Annotated in this window: 19 protein-coding genes; 6 read left to right on the forward strand and 13 right to left on the reverse strand. The window is 61.3% G+C overall.

The features are described 5' to 3' along the window. Positions 1–9: 9 nt before the first annotated feature. The 12 genes from ACR0MS_RS17860 to ACR0MS_RS17915 all read right to left on the reverse strand — a co-directional run bounded on the left by ACR0MS_RS17860 (position 10) and on the right by ACR0MS_RS17915 (position 11,350). Positions 10–273, reverse strand: coding sequence for a hypothetical protein (locus tag ACR0MS_RS17860; RefSeq protein WP_480576655.1), 264 nt, complete (start codon positions 271–273; stop codon positions 10–12). After that, positions 230–1,783 (reverse strand): cytochrome D1 domain-containing protein, encoded by a 1,554-nt coding sequence (locus ACR0MS_RS17865; protein ID WP_480576652.1) that lies wholly within the window; start codon positions 1,781–1,783, stop codon positions 230–232. The genes ACR0MS_RS17860 and ACR0MS_RS17865 overlap by 44 nt, the downstream gene beginning before the upstream one ends. Beyond that, on the reverse strand, positions 1,758–2,972 hold the full coding sequence (gene nirJ, locus ACR0MS_RS17870; protein WP_480576649.1) for a heme d1 biosynthesis radical SAM protein NirJ: 1,215 nt from the start codon (positions 2,970–2,972) through the stop codon (positions 1,758–1,760). Before nirJ ends, ACR0MS_RS17865 begins: the two co-directional genes overlap by 26 nt. Positions 2,973–2,975: 3 nt before the next feature. Beyond that, entirely contained in the window at positions 2,976–3,458 is a 483-nt protein-coding gene (gene ahbB, locus ACR0MS_RS17875) for a siroheme decarboxylase subunit beta (RefSeq protein WP_480576646.1), read from the reverse strand. Beyond that, the gene (locus tag ACR0MS_RS17880) at positions 3,455–3,904 is read right to left on the reverse strand and encodes an Lrp/AsnC family transcriptional regulator (RefSeq protein ID WP_480576643.1); all 450 of its coding nucleotides are present in this window, start codon (positions 3,902–3,904) and stop codon (positions 3,455–3,457) included. The genes ahbB (ACR0MS_RS17875) and ACR0MS_RS17880 overlap by 4 nt, the downstream gene beginning before the upstream one ends. Next, entirely contained in the window at positions 3,901–4,890 is a 990-nt protein-coding gene (gene ahbB, locus ACR0MS_RS17885) for a siroheme decarboxylase subunit beta (protein ID WP_480576640.1), read from the reverse strand. The genes ACR0MS_RS17880 and ahbB (ACR0MS_RS17885) overlap by 4 nt, the downstream gene beginning before the upstream one ends. Before the next feature lie 3 nt (positions 4,891–4,893). Beyond that, positions 4,894–6,039, reverse strand: coding sequence for a cytochrome D1 domain-containing protein (locus ACR0MS_RS17890; protein WP_480576636.1), 1,146 nt, complete (start codon positions 6,037–6,039; stop codon positions 4,894–4,896). Next, positions 6,036–6,389 (reverse strand): c-type cytochrome, encoded by a 354-nt coding sequence (locus ACR0MS_RS17895; protein WP_480576633.1) that lies wholly within the window; start codon positions 6,387–6,389, stop codon positions 6,036–6,038. Before ACR0MS_RS17895 ends, ACR0MS_RS17890 begins: the two co-directional genes overlap by 4 nt. After that, the gene (gene cobA / locus ACR0MS_RS17900; RefSeq protein WP_480576630.1) at positions 6,382–7,143 is read right to left on the reverse strand and encodes a uroporphyrinogen-III C-methyltransferase; all 762 of its coding nucleotides are present in this window, start codon (positions 7,141–7,143) and stop codon (positions 6,382–6,384) included. Before cobA ends, ACR0MS_RS17895 begins: the two co-directional genes overlap by 8 nt. Before the next feature lie 189 nt (positions 7,144–7,332). Further along, entirely contained in the window at positions 7,333–7,734 is a 402-nt protein-coding gene (locus ACR0MS_RS17905) for a cupredoxin domain-containing protein (protein WP_480576627.1), read from the reverse strand. A gap of 54 nt (positions 7,735–7,788) precedes the next feature. Beyond that, complete coding sequence (locus ACR0MS_RS17910) at positions 7,789–9,558, reverse strand: NapC/NirT family cytochrome c (RefSeq protein WP_480576625.1); 1,770 nt, start codon at positions 9,556–9,558, stop codon at positions 7,789–7,791. Positions 9,559–9,673: 115 nt separating this feature from the next. After that, entirely contained in the window at positions 9,674–11,350 is a 1,677-nt protein-coding gene (locus ACR0MS_RS17915) for a cytochrome D1 domain-containing protein (protein ID WP_480576622.1), read from the reverse strand. Between the two features lie 234 nt (positions 11,351–11,584). On the opposite strand from ACR0MS_RS17915, the gene ACR0MS_RS17920 reads away from it, so the two are divergent. The 5 genes from ACR0MS_RS17920 to ACR0MS_RS17940 all read left to right on the forward strand — a co-directional run bounded on the left by ACR0MS_RS17920 (position 11,585) and on the right by ACR0MS_RS17940 (position 17,430). Further along, positions 11,585–12,766, forward strand: a complete 1,182-nt coding sequence (locus tag ACR0MS_RS17920) for an NnrS family protein (RefSeq protein WP_480576619.1) — start codon at positions 11,585–11,587, stop codon at positions 12,764–12,766. Positions 12,767–12,855: 89 nt separating this feature from the next. After that, positions 12,856–13,305 carry a c-type cytochrome gene (locus ACR0MS_RS17925; protein WP_170771892.1) on the forward strand — a complete coding sequence of 150 codons (450 nt, stop codon included), beginning with the start codon at positions 12,856–12,858 and terminating at the stop codon, positions 13,303–13,305. A gap of 16 nt (positions 13,306–13,321) precedes the next feature. Beyond that, positions 13,322–14,689: a cbb3-type cytochrome c oxidase subunit I gene (locus ACR0MS_RS17930; RefSeq protein ID WP_480576615.1), complete on the forward strand. Its 1,368-nt coding sequence runs from the start codon at positions 13,322–13,324 to the stop codon at positions 14,687–14,689. A 5-nt stretch (positions 14,690–14,694) separates the two neighbouring features. Beyond that, positions 14,695–15,504 carry an AAA family ATPase gene (locus tag ACR0MS_RS17935; protein ID WP_480576612.1) on the forward strand — a complete coding sequence of 270 codons (810 nt, stop codon included), beginning with the start codon at positions 14,695–14,697 and terminating at the stop codon, positions 15,502–15,504. A gap of 9 nt (positions 15,505–15,513) precedes the next feature. After that, positions 15,514–17,430 carry a nitric oxide reductase activation protein NorD gene (locus ACR0MS_RS17940; protein WP_480576609.1) on the forward strand — a complete coding sequence of 639 codons (1,917 nt, stop codon included), beginning with the start codon at positions 15,514–15,516 and terminating at the stop codon, positions 17,428–17,430. An 81-nt stretch (positions 17,431–17,511) separates the two neighbouring features. Here ACR0MS_RS17940 and hemA read toward each other — a convergent pair whose 3' ends face one another. Further along, positions 17,512–18,735, reverse strand: coding sequence for a 5-aminolevulinate synthase (hemA, locus tag ACR0MS_RS17945; RefSeq protein WP_480576606.1), 1,224 nt, complete (start codon positions 18,733–18,735; stop codon positions 17,512–17,514). A 181-nt stretch (positions 18,736–18,916) separates the two neighbouring features. On the opposite strand from hemA, the gene ACR0MS_RS17950 reads away from it, so the two are divergent. Then, complete coding sequence (locus ACR0MS_RS17950) at positions 18,917–19,609, forward strand: Crp/Fnr family transcriptional regulator (RefSeq protein WP_480576603.1); 693 nt, start codon at positions 18,917–18,919, stop codon at positions 19,607–19,609. Positions 19,610–19,751: the final 142 nt, after the last annotated feature.

A 19,751-nucleotide genomic window follows, 5' to 3' on the forward strand; every position in this document is an offset into this window, starting at 1 on the left:
TAACTTATTTTATTCGTCTGCCTCATCCATCAATCCGCGCACCCAACGGCCCGCGAGCCAGGAGGCAGGCACCCCCAGAGGCACCGACCAGATCAGCGCTGTCACGGGAGACATCGCCACGAAGCCAAGGCCATGGGCGATCAACCCGGCCAGAAACAGGTTGATCGCCACGGCCAGCATCGTGGCCGGATACAGCAGCGCAGCCAGTTTCCAAACCGGCCATTTGCCTTCAGTGGCTGGTGCCTTCCGAGAAGGTGATTTTGTTCCAGACATTGTATTTCCCAGACGGTTTGCGCATCGGCAGGCGACGGACCTCTTCCAACGTCTGCGCGTCATAGACGATCACTGCGCCATCATCCTCCCAGATGGAAACCAGCGCGTGGCGGCCATCCTTGGTGAACTCCACATGGGCCACGGTCTTGCCGGGGGCAGGGCGCAGGGTTTTGACGATCTCAAGGCTCTGCTTGTCGATCACATGCATGGCGTCCTTGTTGGGCCCAAAGAACACATCTGCCCAGACATAGGGCGAATTCTCATGGCTGCGCATGAAGAACCCCGGCCCTTCGGTCTTGATCCGCTTGATGGTCTTCCAGCTTTCCATGTCGATCACCGACACGGTGCCATCGGTCAGATGCGGCGTCGCCATCACGGTTGTGTCGCCATGTTTCCACGTAATCCCCGATCCGAGATGCGGCATGCCAGGCAGGTCCAGATCGGCTACCTTATGTCCGATCACCAGATCAATCACCTGCCCGCCTTTGCCATCGCGCGAGGCGCCCATGACATATTCGTAACTCTGGTCGAAAAAGAAGTCGTCCAGATAGTCGGGCGTGGTGATCTTGCGCACCGGGAAGGGGTTGGGGTTCTTGAACTGCCCCTCGATCCGGAAATCATGCCCCAGCCCGAATTGCGGCGGGTTGGCACCATAGAAGACCTCCCAGATCTCGGGCACATCTTTCAACGCCAGCACAAAGCTTTCGCGCGGCGGCGCCTGATACACGGCGGAAACCCGGCTCGGCACGCCTTTCTTGCTTTTGACCTCGATAACCGTCGCCACCGAGAGGTCCTCGGTCGACAGCAAAGTCAGCGAATTGGGCAGGTAATTCGCCACAGCCACCCATTTGCCATCGCCCGACATGGCGATGTTGCGGCTGTTCAGGCCCGCGCGCACGCGGCCCACTTGTTGCAGCGCCCAGATGTCATACTTTTGCACCCAGCCATCGCGGGACATGATGAACACATAGCGCCCATCGGGGCTGAATTTTGGCCCGCCGTGCACGGCAAACGGCGTCTCGAACCGGTCCAGAACCTCGAACGTGTCGCCGTCCAGCACGCTGACATGGTGATCGCTGGTTTCAACCGCCAGCGTGATGTTCATCGGATCACTGTCCCAGACGGGCGCATCGACCGGCACATAGCCATCGTCCAGTGTACGGCTGGCCATGATATCGGCTTCGCCCCATTCGGGGTCGGTCTCCAGCGGGGATTTCAACCAACCTGCCAATTCTTCGATCTGCAACGCATCCAGCTCATGGGCAAAGGCGGGCATTTGTGTGGCTGTCCGCCCCTCGGCAATCACCGAGGCCACCCGCGGGCCGCGCATCCGCTTGAGCGTCTCGGGGATCAGCGCCGGACCAACCCCACCCAGACGGTTCTCGCCATGGCACGAGGCGCAGAACTCGGCGTAATCCGAGGGCGCATCGGCCCATGAGGAGCCCGCCAGCAGCAGCGCGCATAAAGTGCCGATTTTTAGAGTGTCAGAAGAATTGATGCGCCGGATCATGGCTTTTCCCCCGGAACGGTGTGACCTGCAGGCGCTCAGCTGCATCCTCAACACCGATGTCTTGATTGCTCAGATAACAGGCCGGATCTTCGGCCCATGGATCACCGGTAAGTTGCAGGGCCCGGATGCGGGTGTTGCCGCCACAGACGTCCTTCAACCGACACGCGCCACAGCGTCCCTTGAGCGGGCGCGGACGGGTGCGCAGCATCGCCAGCATCGGATCATCACTGGTCCACAGCTCGGAAAACGGCTTGGTCTTTACATTACCGACCGTGTAATCCGACCAATAGGTGTCGGGATGCACGCGGCCCAGATTGTCGATATTGGCCACGCCCAACCCGCTGGAGTTTCCGCCCCACGCTGCCAGATGATCCCGCACATGGGCGGCCTTGTCCGCGTCGAACCGCGCGCGGACCCAATTCAGGAAATATCCGGCATCGGCGTCGTTATTCCCGGTCACGATGTCCAGAGGACGCCCGCCAGACGCGGCCTCCCACGCGCGGTCCAGCAGCAGGTCCAGCCCTTTGCGGGTGCGCAGATGTTCGGCATCCTCGCCTCGGTTTTTGTCGCCGCGTCCGGCATAGACCAGATGCGACAGGTAGAACTTATCGACGCCTTCGTCATCGCACAGTTGCAGCAGATCGGGCAGGTGGTGCTGGGTGCCCTCGGTCAGGCAGAAGCGCAGGCCAACCTTGATGCCGCGTTTCTTGCATTCGCGCACACCGCGCAGGGCATCGGCAAAGGCGCCCTCAACCCCGCGGAACCAGTCATTTGTGGCCCCGATCCCGTCCAGAGAAATACCCACATAGTTGAACCCTACATCGGCGATCATGTCGGCGGTCTCATCGTGAATCCGCGTGCCATTGGTGGACAGCGCCAGCATCGGCACCAACTCTCGTGCACGTTTGGCGATGTCGAAGAAATCGAACCGGTCCAGAGGCTCCCCACCCGAGAGGATCAGGGCCGGGACGCGAAATTGGCCCAGATCCTCTAGGGTTACCATGGCTTGCTCGTGGCTGAGCTCACCGGGGAAGGCCACATCCGCCGAGACGGTATAACAATGGCGGCATTTCAGGTTGCAGCGCCGGGTCAGGTTCCAGATAACCACTGGCTTCACCGGGCCGGGGCGACGATTGCGCACGGGGGTCGGGTTGACCAGTTGGTGCATGTATTCGGTCAGGCGGAACATATCTCAGCCTTTCTGTTTCAGGCGCAGCCCGGTCTTTTTCAGGATGCGCGTGGAATAAAGGATGTCCTGCGACCGGCAGGCATCACCCAGGATCGCCGCGATCTCGGAGCGTTTTTCTTCGACTTCGGAAGGGTCGGTGCCGTGGACCATGGCGAACAGGTTATAGGTCCAGTCGGGCAGGGCGCGGGGGCGTTCATAGCAGTGCGTGACAAAGGGAAGCGCGCCGATCCGGTTGCCCAGATCAGCCACGCGGTCGTCGGCCACATCCCAGACGGTCATCCCGTTCGAGGTCATGCCCAGCTTGTAATGATTGGGGGCCGCTGCGATGCGCCGGATCACGCCGCGCGATTTCATATCGGCCAGACGAAACAGCAGATCGTCTTCCTCAAGACCCAGTTCCTCGGCGACCTGCCGGTACGGTGCGGGCACAAGGGGCAGGCCGCCCTGCAGGGCCTCGATAATCTGGCGGTCTTTTGCGTCGATCATGCTGCTACCCGGAAACCGATGAAAAATTCCTGAAGTTTGGGAAATTGCAAGACGGTGATCCCGGTTTCCCGTTCGATGGCTTTGGCTGTTGCGGCAATCCCTTCGGGCGTCTCTGTCGCCAGAACGAACCACATATTCAGCCGGTGCGTGCGCTCATAATTATGCGCGACCTCGGGGTGCGCATTGACTTTGGTCAGGACGGTTTCAAAATCCTGCGCAGGCACGGCCATGGCACAAAGGCAAAAGGCCCCGCCCATGGCGGCGGCGTCAAAGAAGGGGCCGAAGCGGGTGATGACGCGGTCCTGTTTCATCCGGCTCAGGCGGGTCAGCAGATCGGATTCCGCGATCCCCAACTCCTCGGCAATCGCGGCATAGGGGTGCGGGGTCAGCGGCAGATCATCCTGCATCCGGTTCAGGATTGCGCGGTCGGTGTCGTCCAGGGTCATGCGGCTGCCTCCTTCGGTTGGATCAGCGCGCCGGTCTGTTTGAAGCAGCGTGTGGAAAACAGCACCTTGTGCTGCGCGCCCGCCAGATCGGGCAGGGCGGCGGCCCCAGCCAGAGTCTGCAACGCTTCGGAGCGCGAGCGGGCGTGAATCATGGAATAGAGACGATAGGGCCAGACGCCCTCGACCGGGTTACGTTCATAGCACAGAGTCACGCCGGGATGCGCGGCCAAAGCGGGACCCGCGGTGTTGACCTGATCAGCGGGCATGTCCCAAACGACCATCGCATTGGCCGACCAGCCAAGCGCGCGATGGCGGACGATGACGCCCAAGCGCGAGATGATACCTGCCGTATGCAGTGCCCTGATCCGGTTCATGACATGCAGGGTGCTGCATCCCAGCGCGTGCGCCAGCAGCGCATAGGGCTCAGCCACCAGAGGCAACCCGGAACTGAGCGCCTGCAATACCGTCCGGTCACCATCCTGCATGGCCGAGCGGTCAACGCGCCGCGGGCCGGGCACATTGCGCGTTGCGCCTGACATGCGAAAGCCCAGATCCACATTGAAAGGACGCACCAGCCACAGGTCCAGAACCTGCAGCCCGGTGCGCTGCGCAATCCGCGCCAGGGTTTCATCCACATGCGCCCGGTCCGGGCCGGTGGCGACAAACCACAGGTTCCAGTCATCCTCGCGCTGGTAATTGTGGTTCACGCCGGGTTCTGCATCAATGATGGCGGCGACCTCTTCCAGTCGGGCGTCGGGTGCCGCCACAGCCGCCAATGTGCTGGCAGATACCGCGCCGGGAGCAATCGTCGCGCCCACCCTTGTTATACGCCCGGTTTTGCGCATCCGGGCCAGACGATCCAGAACTTCGGTCTCGTCCAGACCCAGTGCGTCCGCAAGAACCTGAAACGGGCGGTCGGTGATGGGAAAATCGCGTTGGAATTCGTCCAGCAAGCGGCGGTCTGTCGGGTCGGTGATATGTTTCATCGCTTACAGCCCCGTTCTGTGTGCACGGGCGGTAAAGAAGATCCCCGAGGGGCTGTCGGCCTCGATCTCGCGCAGTTTTTCGAAGCTCTGCGTGTCGTAGACCATGACCTTGCCTGCGTCTCGCACGCTGATCCAGACCTCATGCCCGCGCGGGGTGAACTCCATATGCAGCACCGCGGGGCCCGGTTTGAATTCGTGGATGATCTGCTTGCTGACCGAGTCGATCACCTGGATCGTGTCGTTCAGCGGGTGGGCGAAATTCACCCAGACCTGTCGTCCGTCGGGCCGCGCCATGGCAAAGACCGGCTGGCCGTGGGTTTTCGTGCGCCCGGTCTCGGACAGGGTGTCGGCGTCGATCCACAGAACCTCGTGATGACCCACTGCGGGCAATACGAATTCGCGGCCTGTCAGCGCCCAACCTTCCAGATGGGGCATCTTGTAGACCGGCATGTCCTCTTGCCCGCGCCCGTAATTAGGCAGCACGCGGATGGGTTCGGGCGTCTCGGCCCATAAGTCCAGCGCGGTCAGGCCGTCCTCACCAAACAGACCGGTGATATAGGTGCGGCCATTGGCGGTGATCAGCGCGTCATAAGGGTTTTTGCCCATGTCGGGGATCTTGGTGATCGCGGGGGCGCCGTTCGAGAAATCAGCAATCCAAGTCTCGCCCGTGTCCCACATGGTGAACACGAACCGGCGGCCCGGTGCATCGACCAGACCGATGGTTTTGCTGCCGGTGGGGATGTCGGCGACCATGTCCAGCGTGTCCGCATCAAAGACGCGCACGCCGCCGGGTTCATAGTTCGACACGGCGACCAGTTTACCGTCATCCGAAATCGCGCCGCCGATGGCATTGCCTGCCTGCACAACACGCGCCGCGATCTGGCGGGTGACGATATCAACCTTGGTCAACCCTCCGTCACGCCCGAAGACATAGGCAAAGCGTTCATCAGGGGAATAGACGAGCGAGGCATGGGACAGATCGCCCAGCCCCTCAATCCGCGCGAGCGCGGCGCGGTCGGACTGATCCACAAGCAGGACCGAGCCATTGGCCCGTTCGATCACAAGGCCCAGATCGCCGGTCGCGGTGGGTTCGGCCTGCGCCGTGCCAAGCATCAGCGCGGCGGCGAGGGTGAGGACAAGCGTTTTCATGGGGTCTCCTGTTGCAGCAGGTAGCGAGCGATCCATTCGGCCTCTTCTTCGCTGATCAGGGGCCTCCATGGGGGCATCGCGGTATCTGGGATACCGTCCAGGATGACGCCGGTCAGAACCTCGGCGTCGTAATGTTGCAGGGTTTCGGGCCGCAGATCGGGGCCAAGCCCGCCTTTCAGCGACAGGCCGTGGCACGAGCCGCAATCCTGATGCACCAGCCGTTTCAGGACGTTGGGGTCCAGCGTGTCGGCAGCAAAGGCTGTCGTGGCCACAAGCACGGCGGTTGTGAGGATTGCGTGCGCGGTCCAGCCTTTGGTTCGAACGCTGCAGGATTGAGCCAAACTAGCCATGCGCCTGCTCCAGCAAATCAGCTATGGGCTGGTCTGCATAAAGCGACACCACTTTGCCGATGATAAACAAGGTCGGCGCTTTCAGATCAGCCGCGCGCGCATCGGCGGCCAGCCGGTCCAGCCGCGAGACCAGACGGCGTTCATCCGGCGTGGTGGCTTTGCCGACGGCCAGAACCGGGGTTGATCCGGGCAGGTTCTCGGTCATCAGCCCCATGGCGATCTGGCCGATATTGGCCACGCCCATATAGACAACCAGCGTCGAATCCGGGTCGGCCAGACGTTTCCAATCCAGATCCAGCACTTTGTCGGCCTGCCGGTGCCCGGTGACATATTGCACTGAGGTCGCCAGCCCACGATGGGTCAGCGGCACGCCGGTGGAGCACGATGCCCCCTGCGCCGCCGTGATCCCCGGCGCGTATTCAACGGGGATGCCGTGGGCCATCAGATAGGCGGCCTCTTCCGAGCCGCGCCCGAATATCATCGGATCGCCACCTTTCAGCCGCGCGACCGTGTGACCGGCGCGGGCCTCTTCGACGAGGATGTCGTTGATCTGATCCTGCGGTACCGTATGGCATTTGGGCGCTTTGCCCACCGGGATCAGCCGCGCGCCATCCGCGTGCAGGTTCAGAATATCGTCCGAGACCAGACGGTCATAGACCACCACATCCGCCTCTTGCAGCATTCGCAGCGCGCGCAGGGTCATCAGCTCGGGGTCGCCGGGGCCAGCGCCTATCAGAAAAACCTTACCGCTCATGTGCAAACTCGCTTGGTCTGAATGTGGTCGAAACCCGGATTTGCGCTGCGTGTCTGGGACGTCGCTGGGCGGACCGGGCGTGTCATGCGCCAAGCTTCCCGCATTCTGATCCGCCTTGCCTTGACTAAAGTTAAGGAGCGCGGGATTTGCGCCCGCGCTCCTTCATCTTGCCTGTATGTCTGCCTCGGCTCAGGGTTCGACGGTGATCATTCCGATCATGTTCTGGGTTTCCCAATGCGGGCCACACAGGTAGTCCTGCGGTCCGGGGGTGAGAAAGGTCATGTCCACCGATTCCTCGGGGAAAAGCCGGTCGCTTTCGGGTGCGCTGCCGTCTTTCAGCAGAACCGAATGGCTGGTGCGTTTGTCCACGTTCACCCAGCGGACCGTAGTGCCTGCCTTGACCGTCAGTTCGACCGGGCAGAAGGTGTATTGATACATCAAGACAACCTCAGCATCCTCAACCGCGGATGAGGGCTGGCCGAACAGGTCGACATAGCGGTCCTCGGCCTCGGCACACAGCGCGGCGGTGTCGTCGGCCCATGCGGGCGCGGCCAGAAGCAGCAGCGCGGGAAGAAGGTGTTGGGGGTGCATCGTCCAAATCTCCTCTTCAACGGGGAAGGGGCCGGATTGCCCGGCCCCGGTCCTTTACTGTTTGACCACGTTGATGAACGCGCTGTCGTCGTCCAGCGCCAGGCTGGTATCCAGCGTCACGTGGTGGAACCGGGCGGCGGCAAAGTCATCGTGGATGGCAAAGCCCACCGTGTAGGTTTTCCCTGCCTCAAGCGGCACGTCACCCGGCGCGCCCGAGTTGAGCGGACGGGTGAAGACCACCGTCCAGACACCCGCGTCGAGGCTGGCCGAAGCCGCGATCTCGCCGTCATTGACCACGCGCTGCTCCAGCAGATAGCCATTGGTGGCGCTGCCATCGGCATAGACGCGCATCAGGTCCAGATAGGTGCCATCGGCCAGATACTGCTCGATCTGTTCAGCCGCTTGCAGCTTGTCCCAGCCCCCCAGCGCCTTTCCACGGCGGCCTTTGACCTCAACCTCTGTCCGGCTTTCGCTGATGTATTTGGTCACGGTGTCCTGCGCGGTCAGGCGGCCCGAGACATCACCATTGGCGGCAATCGCATCACCCTCGGGGGCGAAGGGCATATAGCTGTTGTCGGCGTGGCACGAGGCCCAGCAGCCCACCTGATCGCCCAACTCGATGCCGGTGCCGGTGATCATCATGGCCACCTTGATCTGGTTGTCGGGGTCCATCTTGCCGCCATCAACAAAGGGGGCAGGGCTGTGGCCCGCATCCGGCCATTGCAGACGGATATACAGGTTTTCGTCATCATGGGCCGCCTGAACGGTTGCGTCGATCACACCGCGCTTGCCGGGGATCGGCGTGGGTTCAAGCTCACCCCCTGCCACGATCTTGTTGCCGATCGTGTCCAGCTCCTTGGCGTGACAGGTCGAACATTGATCGCCCCCCTTGGTCAGCGGGCGTGCCCCGCCGTGGAACTTGCCGTTCTGGACCCATTCGAATGAGGCCTGGCCGGGGTAGAACAGTTTCATGTCGGCGCTGGCCACAGCGGTCCAGTCGATACCGGGGGCAACATCGCTGCCACCGCCTGAAGATGCTGAATCCCCTGTCTGCTGCTCGGCCAGAGCAGCCTCGACCGCGGCGGCGATCTGCGCCTGCACCGCTTCTTGCTGGGCAGCGCGCGCGGCTTTTTCAGCCTCGGATTCGGCGGCTTCCTTGGCTTCTACCCGGGCAAGGCTGGCCAGATATTCGGCCGGGATCTCGCGGATAAAGGCAGGGTTCGGGGCTTCAAGCTTTTCCAGATACTCCTCATCCGCACGATCCCGCGCGTCCGAATGGGCGATCCCCTTGTGGCAGTCGATACAGGTCTGGCCCACGGTCATCGCGTTCAGGTGCTGTTGACGTGCGCGGGGTTTCTGAAACTCGGGCATCATGGATTCGAAATCGTGACAGTTGCGGCACTCGCGCGAGTCGGTGGATTTCATCCGTTCCCATTCATTCATCGCCAGATGCACGCGTTTGGCTTCGAATTTCTCGCGGGTGTTGATGGTGCCGACCATCTTGCCATACAGCTCTTTGGACGCCTTGATCTTGCGGATGATCTTATGCGTCCAGTCCTTGGGCACGTGGCAATCGGAACAGACCGCGCCGACGCCGGATCGGTTCACATCGTGGATCGTGCCTGTGTATTCCTCGTAGACGAAATCGCGCATCTCGTGGCACGAGACGCAGAATTCCTTGGTGTTGGTGGCTTCCATGGCGGTGTTGAACCCGCCCCAGAAGATGATGCCGCCGACAAAGGCCGCGGCAATCCCGGCCACGGGCATTCCCCACAGGAAATACCGACGCCAGATCGGTGGTTTCTTATCCGGTTCCGAGGTCATATCGGGCTCCGTTTGCTTGACTGGCCCGGCGTGTCAGGCCCGAGCGTTGGCTGAGGGGAAAACGGGGAAAGGGCGGGCGAGGGGCCCGCCCTTTCCGGTGTTGGTGGCAACCGAGTCAGGTGACGTGGTTCGACCGGTTGTAGACGTTGAACTTGCCGGTCGGCGCGAACAGACCTTTGATGCGCGCTTTTTCTTCCAGCGTTTCGGCATCGTAGATCACGATCTCACCGTTGGGCTCCAGCGAGTCCGCCAGGTTCCAGTTCGACACCCAGACCTCGGTCCCGTCGGCGTTGAACTCGAAATGGACGGCGGCGTGGCCTTCCTGTTCGGTCAACTGGATCGTTTTCACGATCTCACCGGTTTCCTTGTCGATGACCTGAACCGATTGCTGGATCTCAGGCTCGGGGTGCTTGGTCTGGTCCGCCCACACGTATTTTGAATTCGGGTGGGTGCGGATGAACAGGCCGGGCCCGTCGGTTTCGACCTCGTAGCAGACCTTCCAGGCATCGTCGGGACGGTTTTCGGGATCGTTGCCCCAGACGGTCACGGTGCCCACGCCAAGGTGAGTCGTACCGGCCACAGGACCACAGTTCGGGTCGTTCCAGTTGGCGCCGGGGCCGGGGTGCGGCAGGGCGGCCACGTCGATCAGCGATTCCAGCTTGCGTTCGTGGGTGTCGACCACAACCATCTTGTTCGACGCGTTGGCGGCGATCTGGAAATACCGGCCTGTGGGATCAAAGAACCCGTCATGCAGGAACTTGGCGGTGTCGATCTTGTCGATGCGCAGGTTGTCGATATCGGAATAATCGACCTGCCACATCTGACCCAGTTCTTTCACCGCAACCAGCCAGCTTGGGACGTTTGGAGTGGTATAGATCGCGGCTACGCGGCTTTCTTCGACATAATCGCCGTCGATATTCACGCCACGGGTCGACACCACCTTGAGCGGCTCCATCGTCACCGCATCCACGATTGCAAAGTGCGGCGGCCAATAGGCCCCACCGATCACGTATTTCCCATCGCCCGAGATGGCCACGTCACGCGCGTCATAGCCGATGGTCACTTCGGACACCAACATCTTGTCCGGCGTCTGCCACAGGTCGATCTTGGTCATCTTGCCGTCACGACCCATCGTGTACCAGAACCGGCCGGGCTGTTCGGGTTCTTCGACCTTGTGATGCTCGGACGCTTTGATCACGTGCACCGCATAGCCGGTGGGGATGTGGACCAGAACCTCTTTGGTGTCGCCATCGATCACGGCCACCTTGCCGGCATCCCGTTCGATCACGACAAAGAAGTTTTCCCAGTTGCGACCGTGCAGAGGCTCGGTCGGATAGTCGGCTTCTTCTACATAGACCTTGCGGGTGGCCTTCATCTGATCCAGCGACATTTCAGGCGGCTTGGGGGCGTCCATCATGATATAGGTCGCCATATCCTTGATTTCCTGCTCGGACATGATGTCCGAGAAGTTGTTCATGCCGCCCTCGGTGCCCCAGGCGATGATCTTTTCAAGACGATCCTGACCCAGCGCGAGGGTGCCGCCTTCGGTCACGGTGCCGTCGGCTGCGGTTTTCTTCCAATGCGGCTCCAGGTTCTTACCCGTCGCCCCTTTGCGCAGCACGCCGTGGCACCCTGCGCATTGTTCAAAATACAGTTGTTTGGACGATTCAAATGCTTCGTCGCTAAGCGTTGGCCCTTCTGCAAAGACTGGCGCGGCGGCGCTGCCCAGCAGCATCGCCAAACCGACCCCAAAGGCGCGACCGGTTTTGTTGTAGCTGATTGCAAGTGACATGATCACTCTCCGTTTGCGTGGTGAGGCAGCCCCAAGCCTGAGACATCGCCGACCGGCGCTCCTTGACGAAAGTCAACAGCGCCGTCGCAAATTTGTCGGAGGTGAAGCGAAAACCGAAAAATTCACACAATAAAATCTGACTCTTACAGGCATGTTTTCCGCGTTTTGACTTTGGTTAAGCGGTCGCTGCGCTCGCCCTGATAGAGGTTCCAAAAACCGTCAAGGAGAGCAGCCATGCCCGCGATCATCACCCGTATTTTCGGTGAGGGATTTCGTGTTTTCTTTCTGTCTGCCGGGATTTACGGCCTGTTTGTCGGGTTGGTTTGGGGTTTGTGGCTGAGCGTGCCCTATCTAGCCCCGGCCTACGGGATGACGCCCCCAATGTGGCATGCCCACGAGATGGTTTTCGGCTACGCCACCGCAGCGCTTGGCGGGTTTTTCCTGACAGCGGTGCCGAACTGGACCGGTGCCCCGGACGCGCGCGCGCGCTTTATTACTCTGGCCGCTGCCTTGTGGTTGGCCGGGCGAATGGCGATGTGGTTTTCAGGGATGGTACCGCCTGTCGTGGTCGCTGTGGTCGATCTGGCTTTTGTGCCGGTTCTGGCGGCCAAGATTGCGACCCAGCTGATGCGGCGGCCAAAGCCGCAGAACATGATCTTTCTTTTACTGCTGGTGCTGATCTGGGTGGCGGATCTGCTGACGCATCTGGAATGGATCGGCCTGACGGAGAACACGCTGCAAACCGGGCTGCGCGCTGGCCTGCTGACCTTATGCGCCATGATCGCCATTCTGGGTGGGCGGATCACCCCTGCTTTTACGCGCAATGCCATGAAACGCGCTGGCCTGCCCGAGGCAGCGTGGCCGGTTTCGGTCGCAGTGCTGGATAAGGCGGTGATGGCGTTGGCGCTGGTCCTGCCGATCAGCGCGCTGGTCTTTGGCATCGGTCCGGTTCTCGCTGTGGTGGCCGTGGTGCTGGGCGGGGTTCAGGTGCTGCGCATGGCGCGCTGGCGCACCTGCTGGACCCTGCGGCAGCCGATATTGCTGGCGCTGCATCTGGGGTTGGGCATGTTGGCACTGGGTATGATCCTGTGGGGGTTGGCCGGGCTTGGCCTGGGCAATGAGGTCGCCGCGCTGCACGTGCTGGGCATTGGCTGCGTCGGCGGCATGACCCTGGCCGTCATGAGTCGCGCCGCCTTGGGCCACAGCGGGCGCGCGCTGGTCGCACCGGGACCGATGGTGGTGGCCTATGGGCTGATGGCCGTGGCCGCGCTGACCCGCTGGGTCGGCACCGATCTGAACGCGGGCTATCTGGTGGCGATGCTGCTGTCGGACGGGCTGTGGGTTGCGGCCTTTGCCCTGTATTTGCTGGCGATGTGGCCCGCTTTGACCGGCCCTCGCGCGCGCCGGTCCGCGTAAAATCCCGCAGGCTTGACTTTCGTTAAGGAGCCGGGCCTGCCCAGCCGCCATTCTGCCCCCACTAGCTAATCTGCGCAAAGGAGAGCGCGATGCGAGAAGTCATGACCAAGAGCATGGCTCGCAATATATTCTACGGCGGGTCCCTGTTCTTTATCCTTATCTTTCTGGCTTTGTCGGCCCATTCCCACCTGTATATCCTGCGGTCGGAAAACACCGCCAAGCTGGATGAAAGCGTGGTCCGGGGCAAACATGTCTGGGAAAAACACGCCTGTATCAACTGTCATACGATCCTGGGCGAGGGCGCCTACTATGCCCCCGAAGTCGGCAACGTGATGACCCGCTGGGGCGTGCTGGACGACCCGGAATCGGCCTTTGAGTCCCTCAAGGGCTGGATGGAGGCGCAGCCGACCGGCATTCCCGGTCGCCGGCAGATGCCCAATTTCAACCTCAGCGACGAAGAGATCCGCGATCTGGCGAACTTCCTGATCTGGACGGACAATATTGACGCTCAGGACTGGCCGCCCAACGAGGCGGGCTGAGAAGGGAACCGGAACAATGAAATATGAATCCCAAAAAGTGGCCTACGCGTATTTCGCATTCGCAATGGGCCTGTTCGCGATCCAGGTGATCGGCGGCCTGCTGGCCGGTCTGATCTATGTCTATCCCAACTTCCTGTCTGATCTGCTGCCGTTCAACATTGTGCGGATGCTGCACACCAATGCATTGATCGTCTGGCTGATCACCGGCTTTTTCGGCGCGGCCTATTTCCTTGTGCCCGAAGAGGCCGAGCGCGAGATCCATTCGCCCACGCTGGCCTATATCCAGCTGGCGATCCTGATCCTTGGTACGCTGGGCGTGGTGCTGACCTATACGTTCAACCTGTTCGAAGGCAACTGGCTGCTGGGCAAAGAGGGGCGCGAGTTCCTTGAGCAACCCAAATGGGTCAAGGCCGGCATTGTCGTCGCGGCGCTGATCTTCCTCTACAACGTCTCGCTGACGGTGCTGAAGGGCAAGAAAACCGCGATCACCAACATCCTGCTGTTGGGTCTGTGGGGTCTGGCGCTGCTGTTCCTGTTTGCCTTCTACAACCCCGGCAACCTGTCTTTGGACAAGCAATACTGGTGGTATGTCGTCCACCTGTGGGTTGAAGGCGTGTGGGAGCTGATCATGGCCTCAATCCTGGCCTATCTGATGCTCAAGCTGACAGGCGTGGACCGTGAGGTGGTCGAGAAATGGCTCTATGTCATTGTCGCCGCCGCGCTGTTCTCGGGCATTCTTGGCACCGGGCACCATTACTACTGGATCGGCACGCCGGGGTATTGGCAGTGGATCGGCTCGATCTTCTCAAGCCTCGAAGTGATCCCGTTCTTTGCGATGATGGCCTTTGCCTTCGTCATGGTTTGGAAAGGCCGACGGGACCATCCCAACAAGGCCGCGCTGCTGTGGTCGCTGGGCTGTGCCACGCTTGCCTTCTTTGGTGCCGGCGTCTGGGGCTTTCTGCACACGCTGCACGGGGTGAACTATTATACCCACGGCACGCAGATCACTGCCGCCCACGGTCACCTGGCCTTTTACGGAGCATACGTCTGCCTCAACCTGGCGATCTTCAGCTATGCGATGCCGATCCTGAAAAACAGTGATCCGTATAATCAGGTGATGAACATGGCCTCGTTCTGGCTGATGTCCTCGGGCATGGTCTTCATGACCTTCGTGCTGACCTTTGGCGGCACCGTGCAAACCCACATGCAACGGGTGATCGGCGACTACTTCATGGACGTACAGGACCAGATCGCCATATTCTACTGGATGCGTCTGGGGTCTGGTGTGGTCGTTGTCCTTGGTGCGCTGTTGTTCATCTACTCGGTCTGGGTTCCCCGGAAAGAGATCATTGAACCCGGCGCAGCCGAAACCCCTGCGGAGTGATGGATATGGACGGCTCCATGCAACTGAGCGAGGGGGCGGCAAACGCCCCCTTCTACCTGCCTCAGGGCGATGAATGCGATGTGTTCACCGCCGCCTACACCAACGATCTGCCGGTTCTGTTGAAAGGCCCGACAGGTTGCGGCAAGACCCGCTTTGTGGCGCATATGGCCGCCAAGCTTGGCCGCCCGCTGTATACCGTAGCCTGCCATGATGACCTTGCCGCCGCTGACCTGATCGGGCGCTACCTGCTGAAGGGCGGCGAAACCGTCTGGGTCGATGGCCCCCTGACCCGCGCGGTGCGCGAAGGCGCGATCTGCTACCTTGATGAGGTGGTCGAGGCCCGCAAGGACGTCACCGTCGTGCTGCACCCGCTGACCGACGACCGGCGCATCCTGCCGATTGACCGCACCGGCGAGGAACTTGAGGCCGCGCCCGGTTTCATGCTGGTGGCCTCCTATAACCCCGGATATCAGAATATCCTGAAAACCCTGAAACCCTCGACCCGGCAGCGGTTCATCTCGCTGGAGTTCGACTTTCCGTCGCCGCAGATGGAGGCCGAGGTCGTCGCCAAGGAAAGTGGCCTGCCGCTGGAGCGTTGCAAGCCGCTGATCCGGCTGGCGAACAAGCTGCGCGGGCTGAAGGGTCAGGACCTTGAGGAAGGCGTCTCCACCCGTCTGGTTGTCTATGCCGCGACGCTGATCGCACAGGGCATGTCCACCGACCGCGCCATCCTTGCCGCCATGATTGAACCTCTGACAGATGATGAGGACATCAAACGCGGGCTCCTCGATCTTGTCACGGCTGTCTTTGGGTGAGGCCCGCCGATGGTCAGGATCGATTTTGAGCCATGGGAACCCGAAGAAACGATCGGGAAACTGTGGCACACCCTTGCCAGCCGCCTCGATGCACCTTTGGTGCATGATGGAGCCGCGGTCGACCTCTCGCAGGTCGCGGGGCGGCTGGCCGTCCTCTTCCGAGGGCTTGGGGGGAGTCCGGGCGTAGAATTGCGCCCGGTCTCCCCCGAGGTGTCCCGCCACCGACTGGGCTGGCGCCGAAGGTTGGGCACCGAGGCCGAGCTGATGCCGCGCGCGTCATTCGATGGTGAGGTGCTGCGCTTGCCGGACCGGTTGGCGGTGTTCCCCGCGCGCGAAGCCAATGGCGCGCTTTACGTTTGGCTGGCTGCTGCCGCCGCCCATGCCGGCACCCGCATTGAAGAGGACGACCCGCTGCGCGCCGATCTGCACGCGCTGGCCGCTGCCCGGCAGATGGTTGCCGCAACGCTGGACGATGCCCCCGGCTTGCGCCCGCTATATACCGAACTGTGCAAGGGGCTGCTGATGCAGCGCAATCTGCCCGACTTGCCACCCGTCGAGGCCGCTGTCGAAAGCCTCATTCGGCACATGCTGGGCGATCCCGATCCGTTGTCGGACCGCGCCCGCGCCTATCTGGACCTGCAGGTTGAGGCCCCGCGCGGCTATCAGCCTCTCCGCCCGATCCCCCTGTGGCCGGAGCTGCGCGCCGTCGGCCTGTCCGAACATAATGAGGTTGAAAACCCCGACACCGAAGGCGAGCCCGAGGAGTCCGGTGAAAAAACCCACCGCGCCCGCCGCCGCAAATCCGATCAGGCAAACCGCAGTGACAGTTTCATTCTGCACAAGTTCGAAGCCATCCTGAGCTGGGCCGAGTTTCTGAACATCAACCGGCGCATCGACGATGACGACCCCGACAACGCCAAGAAAGCCGCCGATGATCAGGAAGAGATCGGGCTGGGCCAGATCTCCAAAGCGCCGCCCACCAAGCTGAAACTGCATCTGGATCTGGCCCCCGAGGATGTGAACCGCGAGCGTCTGTCGGGCCGTATCCTCTATCCTGAGTGGGATGTGCGCACCGGTCAGTATTTGCCGGACCATGTGAACGTGCTGCTGTCCGACGCCGATATCCGCGAAGACGCCGCCGAGTTCGGCAAAGACCCCGCCACCGCCCGCCGCATCCGCGCCGTCAAGCGCCAGTTCGAGGCCCTGCGCCCCGGTCGCGTGATGACACGCGGCCATCTGGATGGCGATCAGTTGGATATCGAGGCCGCCGTGCGCGCCGAGACCGACCGGATGGCCAGCGGCGAGGGCAATGAGCGTATCTGGATGCAATCCCGCCCCGTGGCGCGCGATCTGGCGGTCTCGATCCTGCTGGATGTCAGCCGCTCGACCGAAAGCGCCGTTACAGGCCGAGCCGTGATCGACATCGAACGCGAGGCGCTGGCTGCGCTCGCCTGGGGCCTGAACGCTTGCGGCGACGATTTCGCCATCCACGCCTTCAGCTCACTGAAACGCCAGCGCGTCTATGTGCAGCGCTGCAAACGGTTCGACGAGCCGATGGGCAGCACTGTTGAACAGCGCATCGCCTCGCTGCGCCCTGGCCACTACACGCGGTTGGGCGCGGCGATCCGCCATTGCTCGGCCGACCTGACGGCACAATCGCGCAAACGCCGCTTGCTGCTGGTGATTACCGATGGCAAGCCGAACGATCTGGACCATTACGAGGGGCGCCACGGTATCGAAGATACCCGCCAGGCCATCCGCGAAGCCCGCCGTGCTGGGCAATCGGTCTTTGGTGTCACCATCGACAATACCGGCAAAAGCTGGTTCCCCCGCATGTTCGGGCAGGGCGGTTTCGCTGTTATCCCCGACCCGCACCGCCTGACCATGGCGCTGCCGCAGATCTATCGGCAACTGGTTGGCGCATAGGCGCGATCCTTCCAAGCAATGGCCGACAAAAAGCCGCCGCCCCGAAGGGCGGCGGCTTTTCAAGCGAGGGGGCGCTTTGACTTACTGGGCTGCCATCGGCATCCGCGCGATTTGGCAGCGTTGCCACAGGGCCGACAGCGCACCGACCAGATGGTCGATATCCGCTTCTGTATGTACCGGAGAGGGCGTGATCCGCAGACGCTCGGTCCCTTTTGGGACAGTGGGGTAGTTGATCGGCTGGATATAGATGCCGAACTCTTCCAGCAGCGTGTCAGAGATGAACTTGCATTTCACCGGATCGCCCACCATTACCGGAATGATGTGGCTGGGGTTGGGCAGATGGGGGATACCTTCGGCATCCAGCCGCGCGCGGACTTGAGCGACGCGGGTTTTCTGCAGGTCGCGCTCCGCATTCGACTGTTTCAGATGCCGGATCGAGGCCGCAGCCCCGGCCGCAATCGACGGGGGCAGGGCGGTGGTAAAGATGAACCCGCTGGCAAAGCTGCGCACGAAATCGCACAGGCTGGCCGAGGCCGCGATATAACCACCGACGACACCGAACGCCTTGCCCAGCGTGCCTTCGATCACGGTCAGGCGATCCATCAGACCTTCACGCTCGGCAATGCCGCCGCCGCGCGGACCATAAAGACCAACGGCGTGGACCTCATCCAGATAGGTCATCGCGCCGTATTTGTCGGCCAGATCGCAAATCTCTTTGATGGGCGCTATATCGCCATCCATGGAATAGACCGACTCAAAGGCGATCATCTTGGGGGCGTCGGGGTCGGCAGCGGCCAGCTTGGACTCAAGATCGGCAAGGTCATTGTGTTTCCAGATTACCTTCTGCGCGCGTGAGTGGCGGATGCCTTCGATCATCGAGGCGTGGTTCAGCGCATCCGAGAAAACAATCAGACCGGGGATTTTCGCAGCCAGCGTCCCCAACGCCGCCCAATTCGACACATAGCCCGAGGTAAACAGCAGCGCCGCCTCTTTGCCATGCAGATCGGCCAGCTCACGTTCAAGCAGCACGTGATCATGTGTGGTGCCCGATATATTGCGCGTCCCGCCCGCGCCCGCGCCGCAGCGATCCAGTGCGTCATGCATGGCGGCGATTACGCCGGGGTGCTGTCCCATGCCCAGATAATCATTCGAACACCAGATCCGCACGTCGCGTCTGGTGTTGCCGTCAGTCTGGCGTGCATTGGGGAACGCACCGCAGCGTCGCTGCAAGTCAATGAAAACGCGATAGTTTCCTTCGTCCTTCAGCGCGTCGAGGCTTTGGGCAAAAAAACGGTCATAATTCATCTGACTGGCTCCTCGGGTTGCTGGCACTAACGCGACAATAGGGCGGGCGATCAAAGCGTGACATGACAATAGTCAAGTTGTCAGGCCGATTTGGGCTGGTGATCCGAAACCGGTTCGGCATAGGTTAAAGCGGACGGATGAACCGGCCGGTAAACCGGTCCGGGAACAGGGGGATGCATTCGTGGCACATGAGGAACAAAAAGCCGTCGCGCGGCAATCTCTGCTGTTGAAAAGCCTGCCGGATCACTACGTGGATCACATGCTAAGTCGCGCGATTTGGCGGTCCTATGACCGGGGTGAGACGATCTTTCTGCAGGAAGAAGAGGCCAGAGCCGTGCACGTGGTGCTGGCGGGTTGGGTCAAACTGTTCCGGATGTCTCCGACCGGGGCCGAGGCGGTGGTTAGCGTGTTCACCCGCGGCGAAAGCTTTGGCGAAGCGGTCGCCTTGCGCAACGTGCCTTATCCCGTTTCGGCCGAGGCGGTTTCGGCCTGCGAGGTCATGCATATTCCCAGCCCCGTTTTGATATCGCTGATGAAGGAAGACCCTGAAATTGGCATATCCATTCTGGCGTCGACCTTCACCCATTTGCATTCTCTGGTGTCCCAGTTGGAGCAGCTCAAGGCGCAGACCGGGGCGCAGCGTGTGGCGGAATTCCTTCTGAGCCTGTGTGACTGCGAGGGCGGGACATGTGAAGTTGAATTGCCCTACGACAAAATGCTGATCGCGGGACGTCTGGGCATGAAGCCGGAAAGTCTGAGCAGAGCGTTTTCCCGTTTGAAACCGATGGGTGTGCGGGTCAACAGAAACCACGCTGAGATCTCGGATATTCAGCGTTTGCGGGACTATACGGAAAGCGACCCTTCCGAGCGGTAATTTAACATAATGTTGCTTATGCGACAAGTTAATGAAGCAGCAAAGTTAAAATGTCCCACATTAGCAAAGTAGAAGTGTCACACTTCTCTGTCGAGCAGGCAGGATTGGAGTGTGACGGTGGGATTGGTTGTCATGAGCGAGC

This window comes from Ruegeria sp. CJ2 (assembly GCF_056536745.1).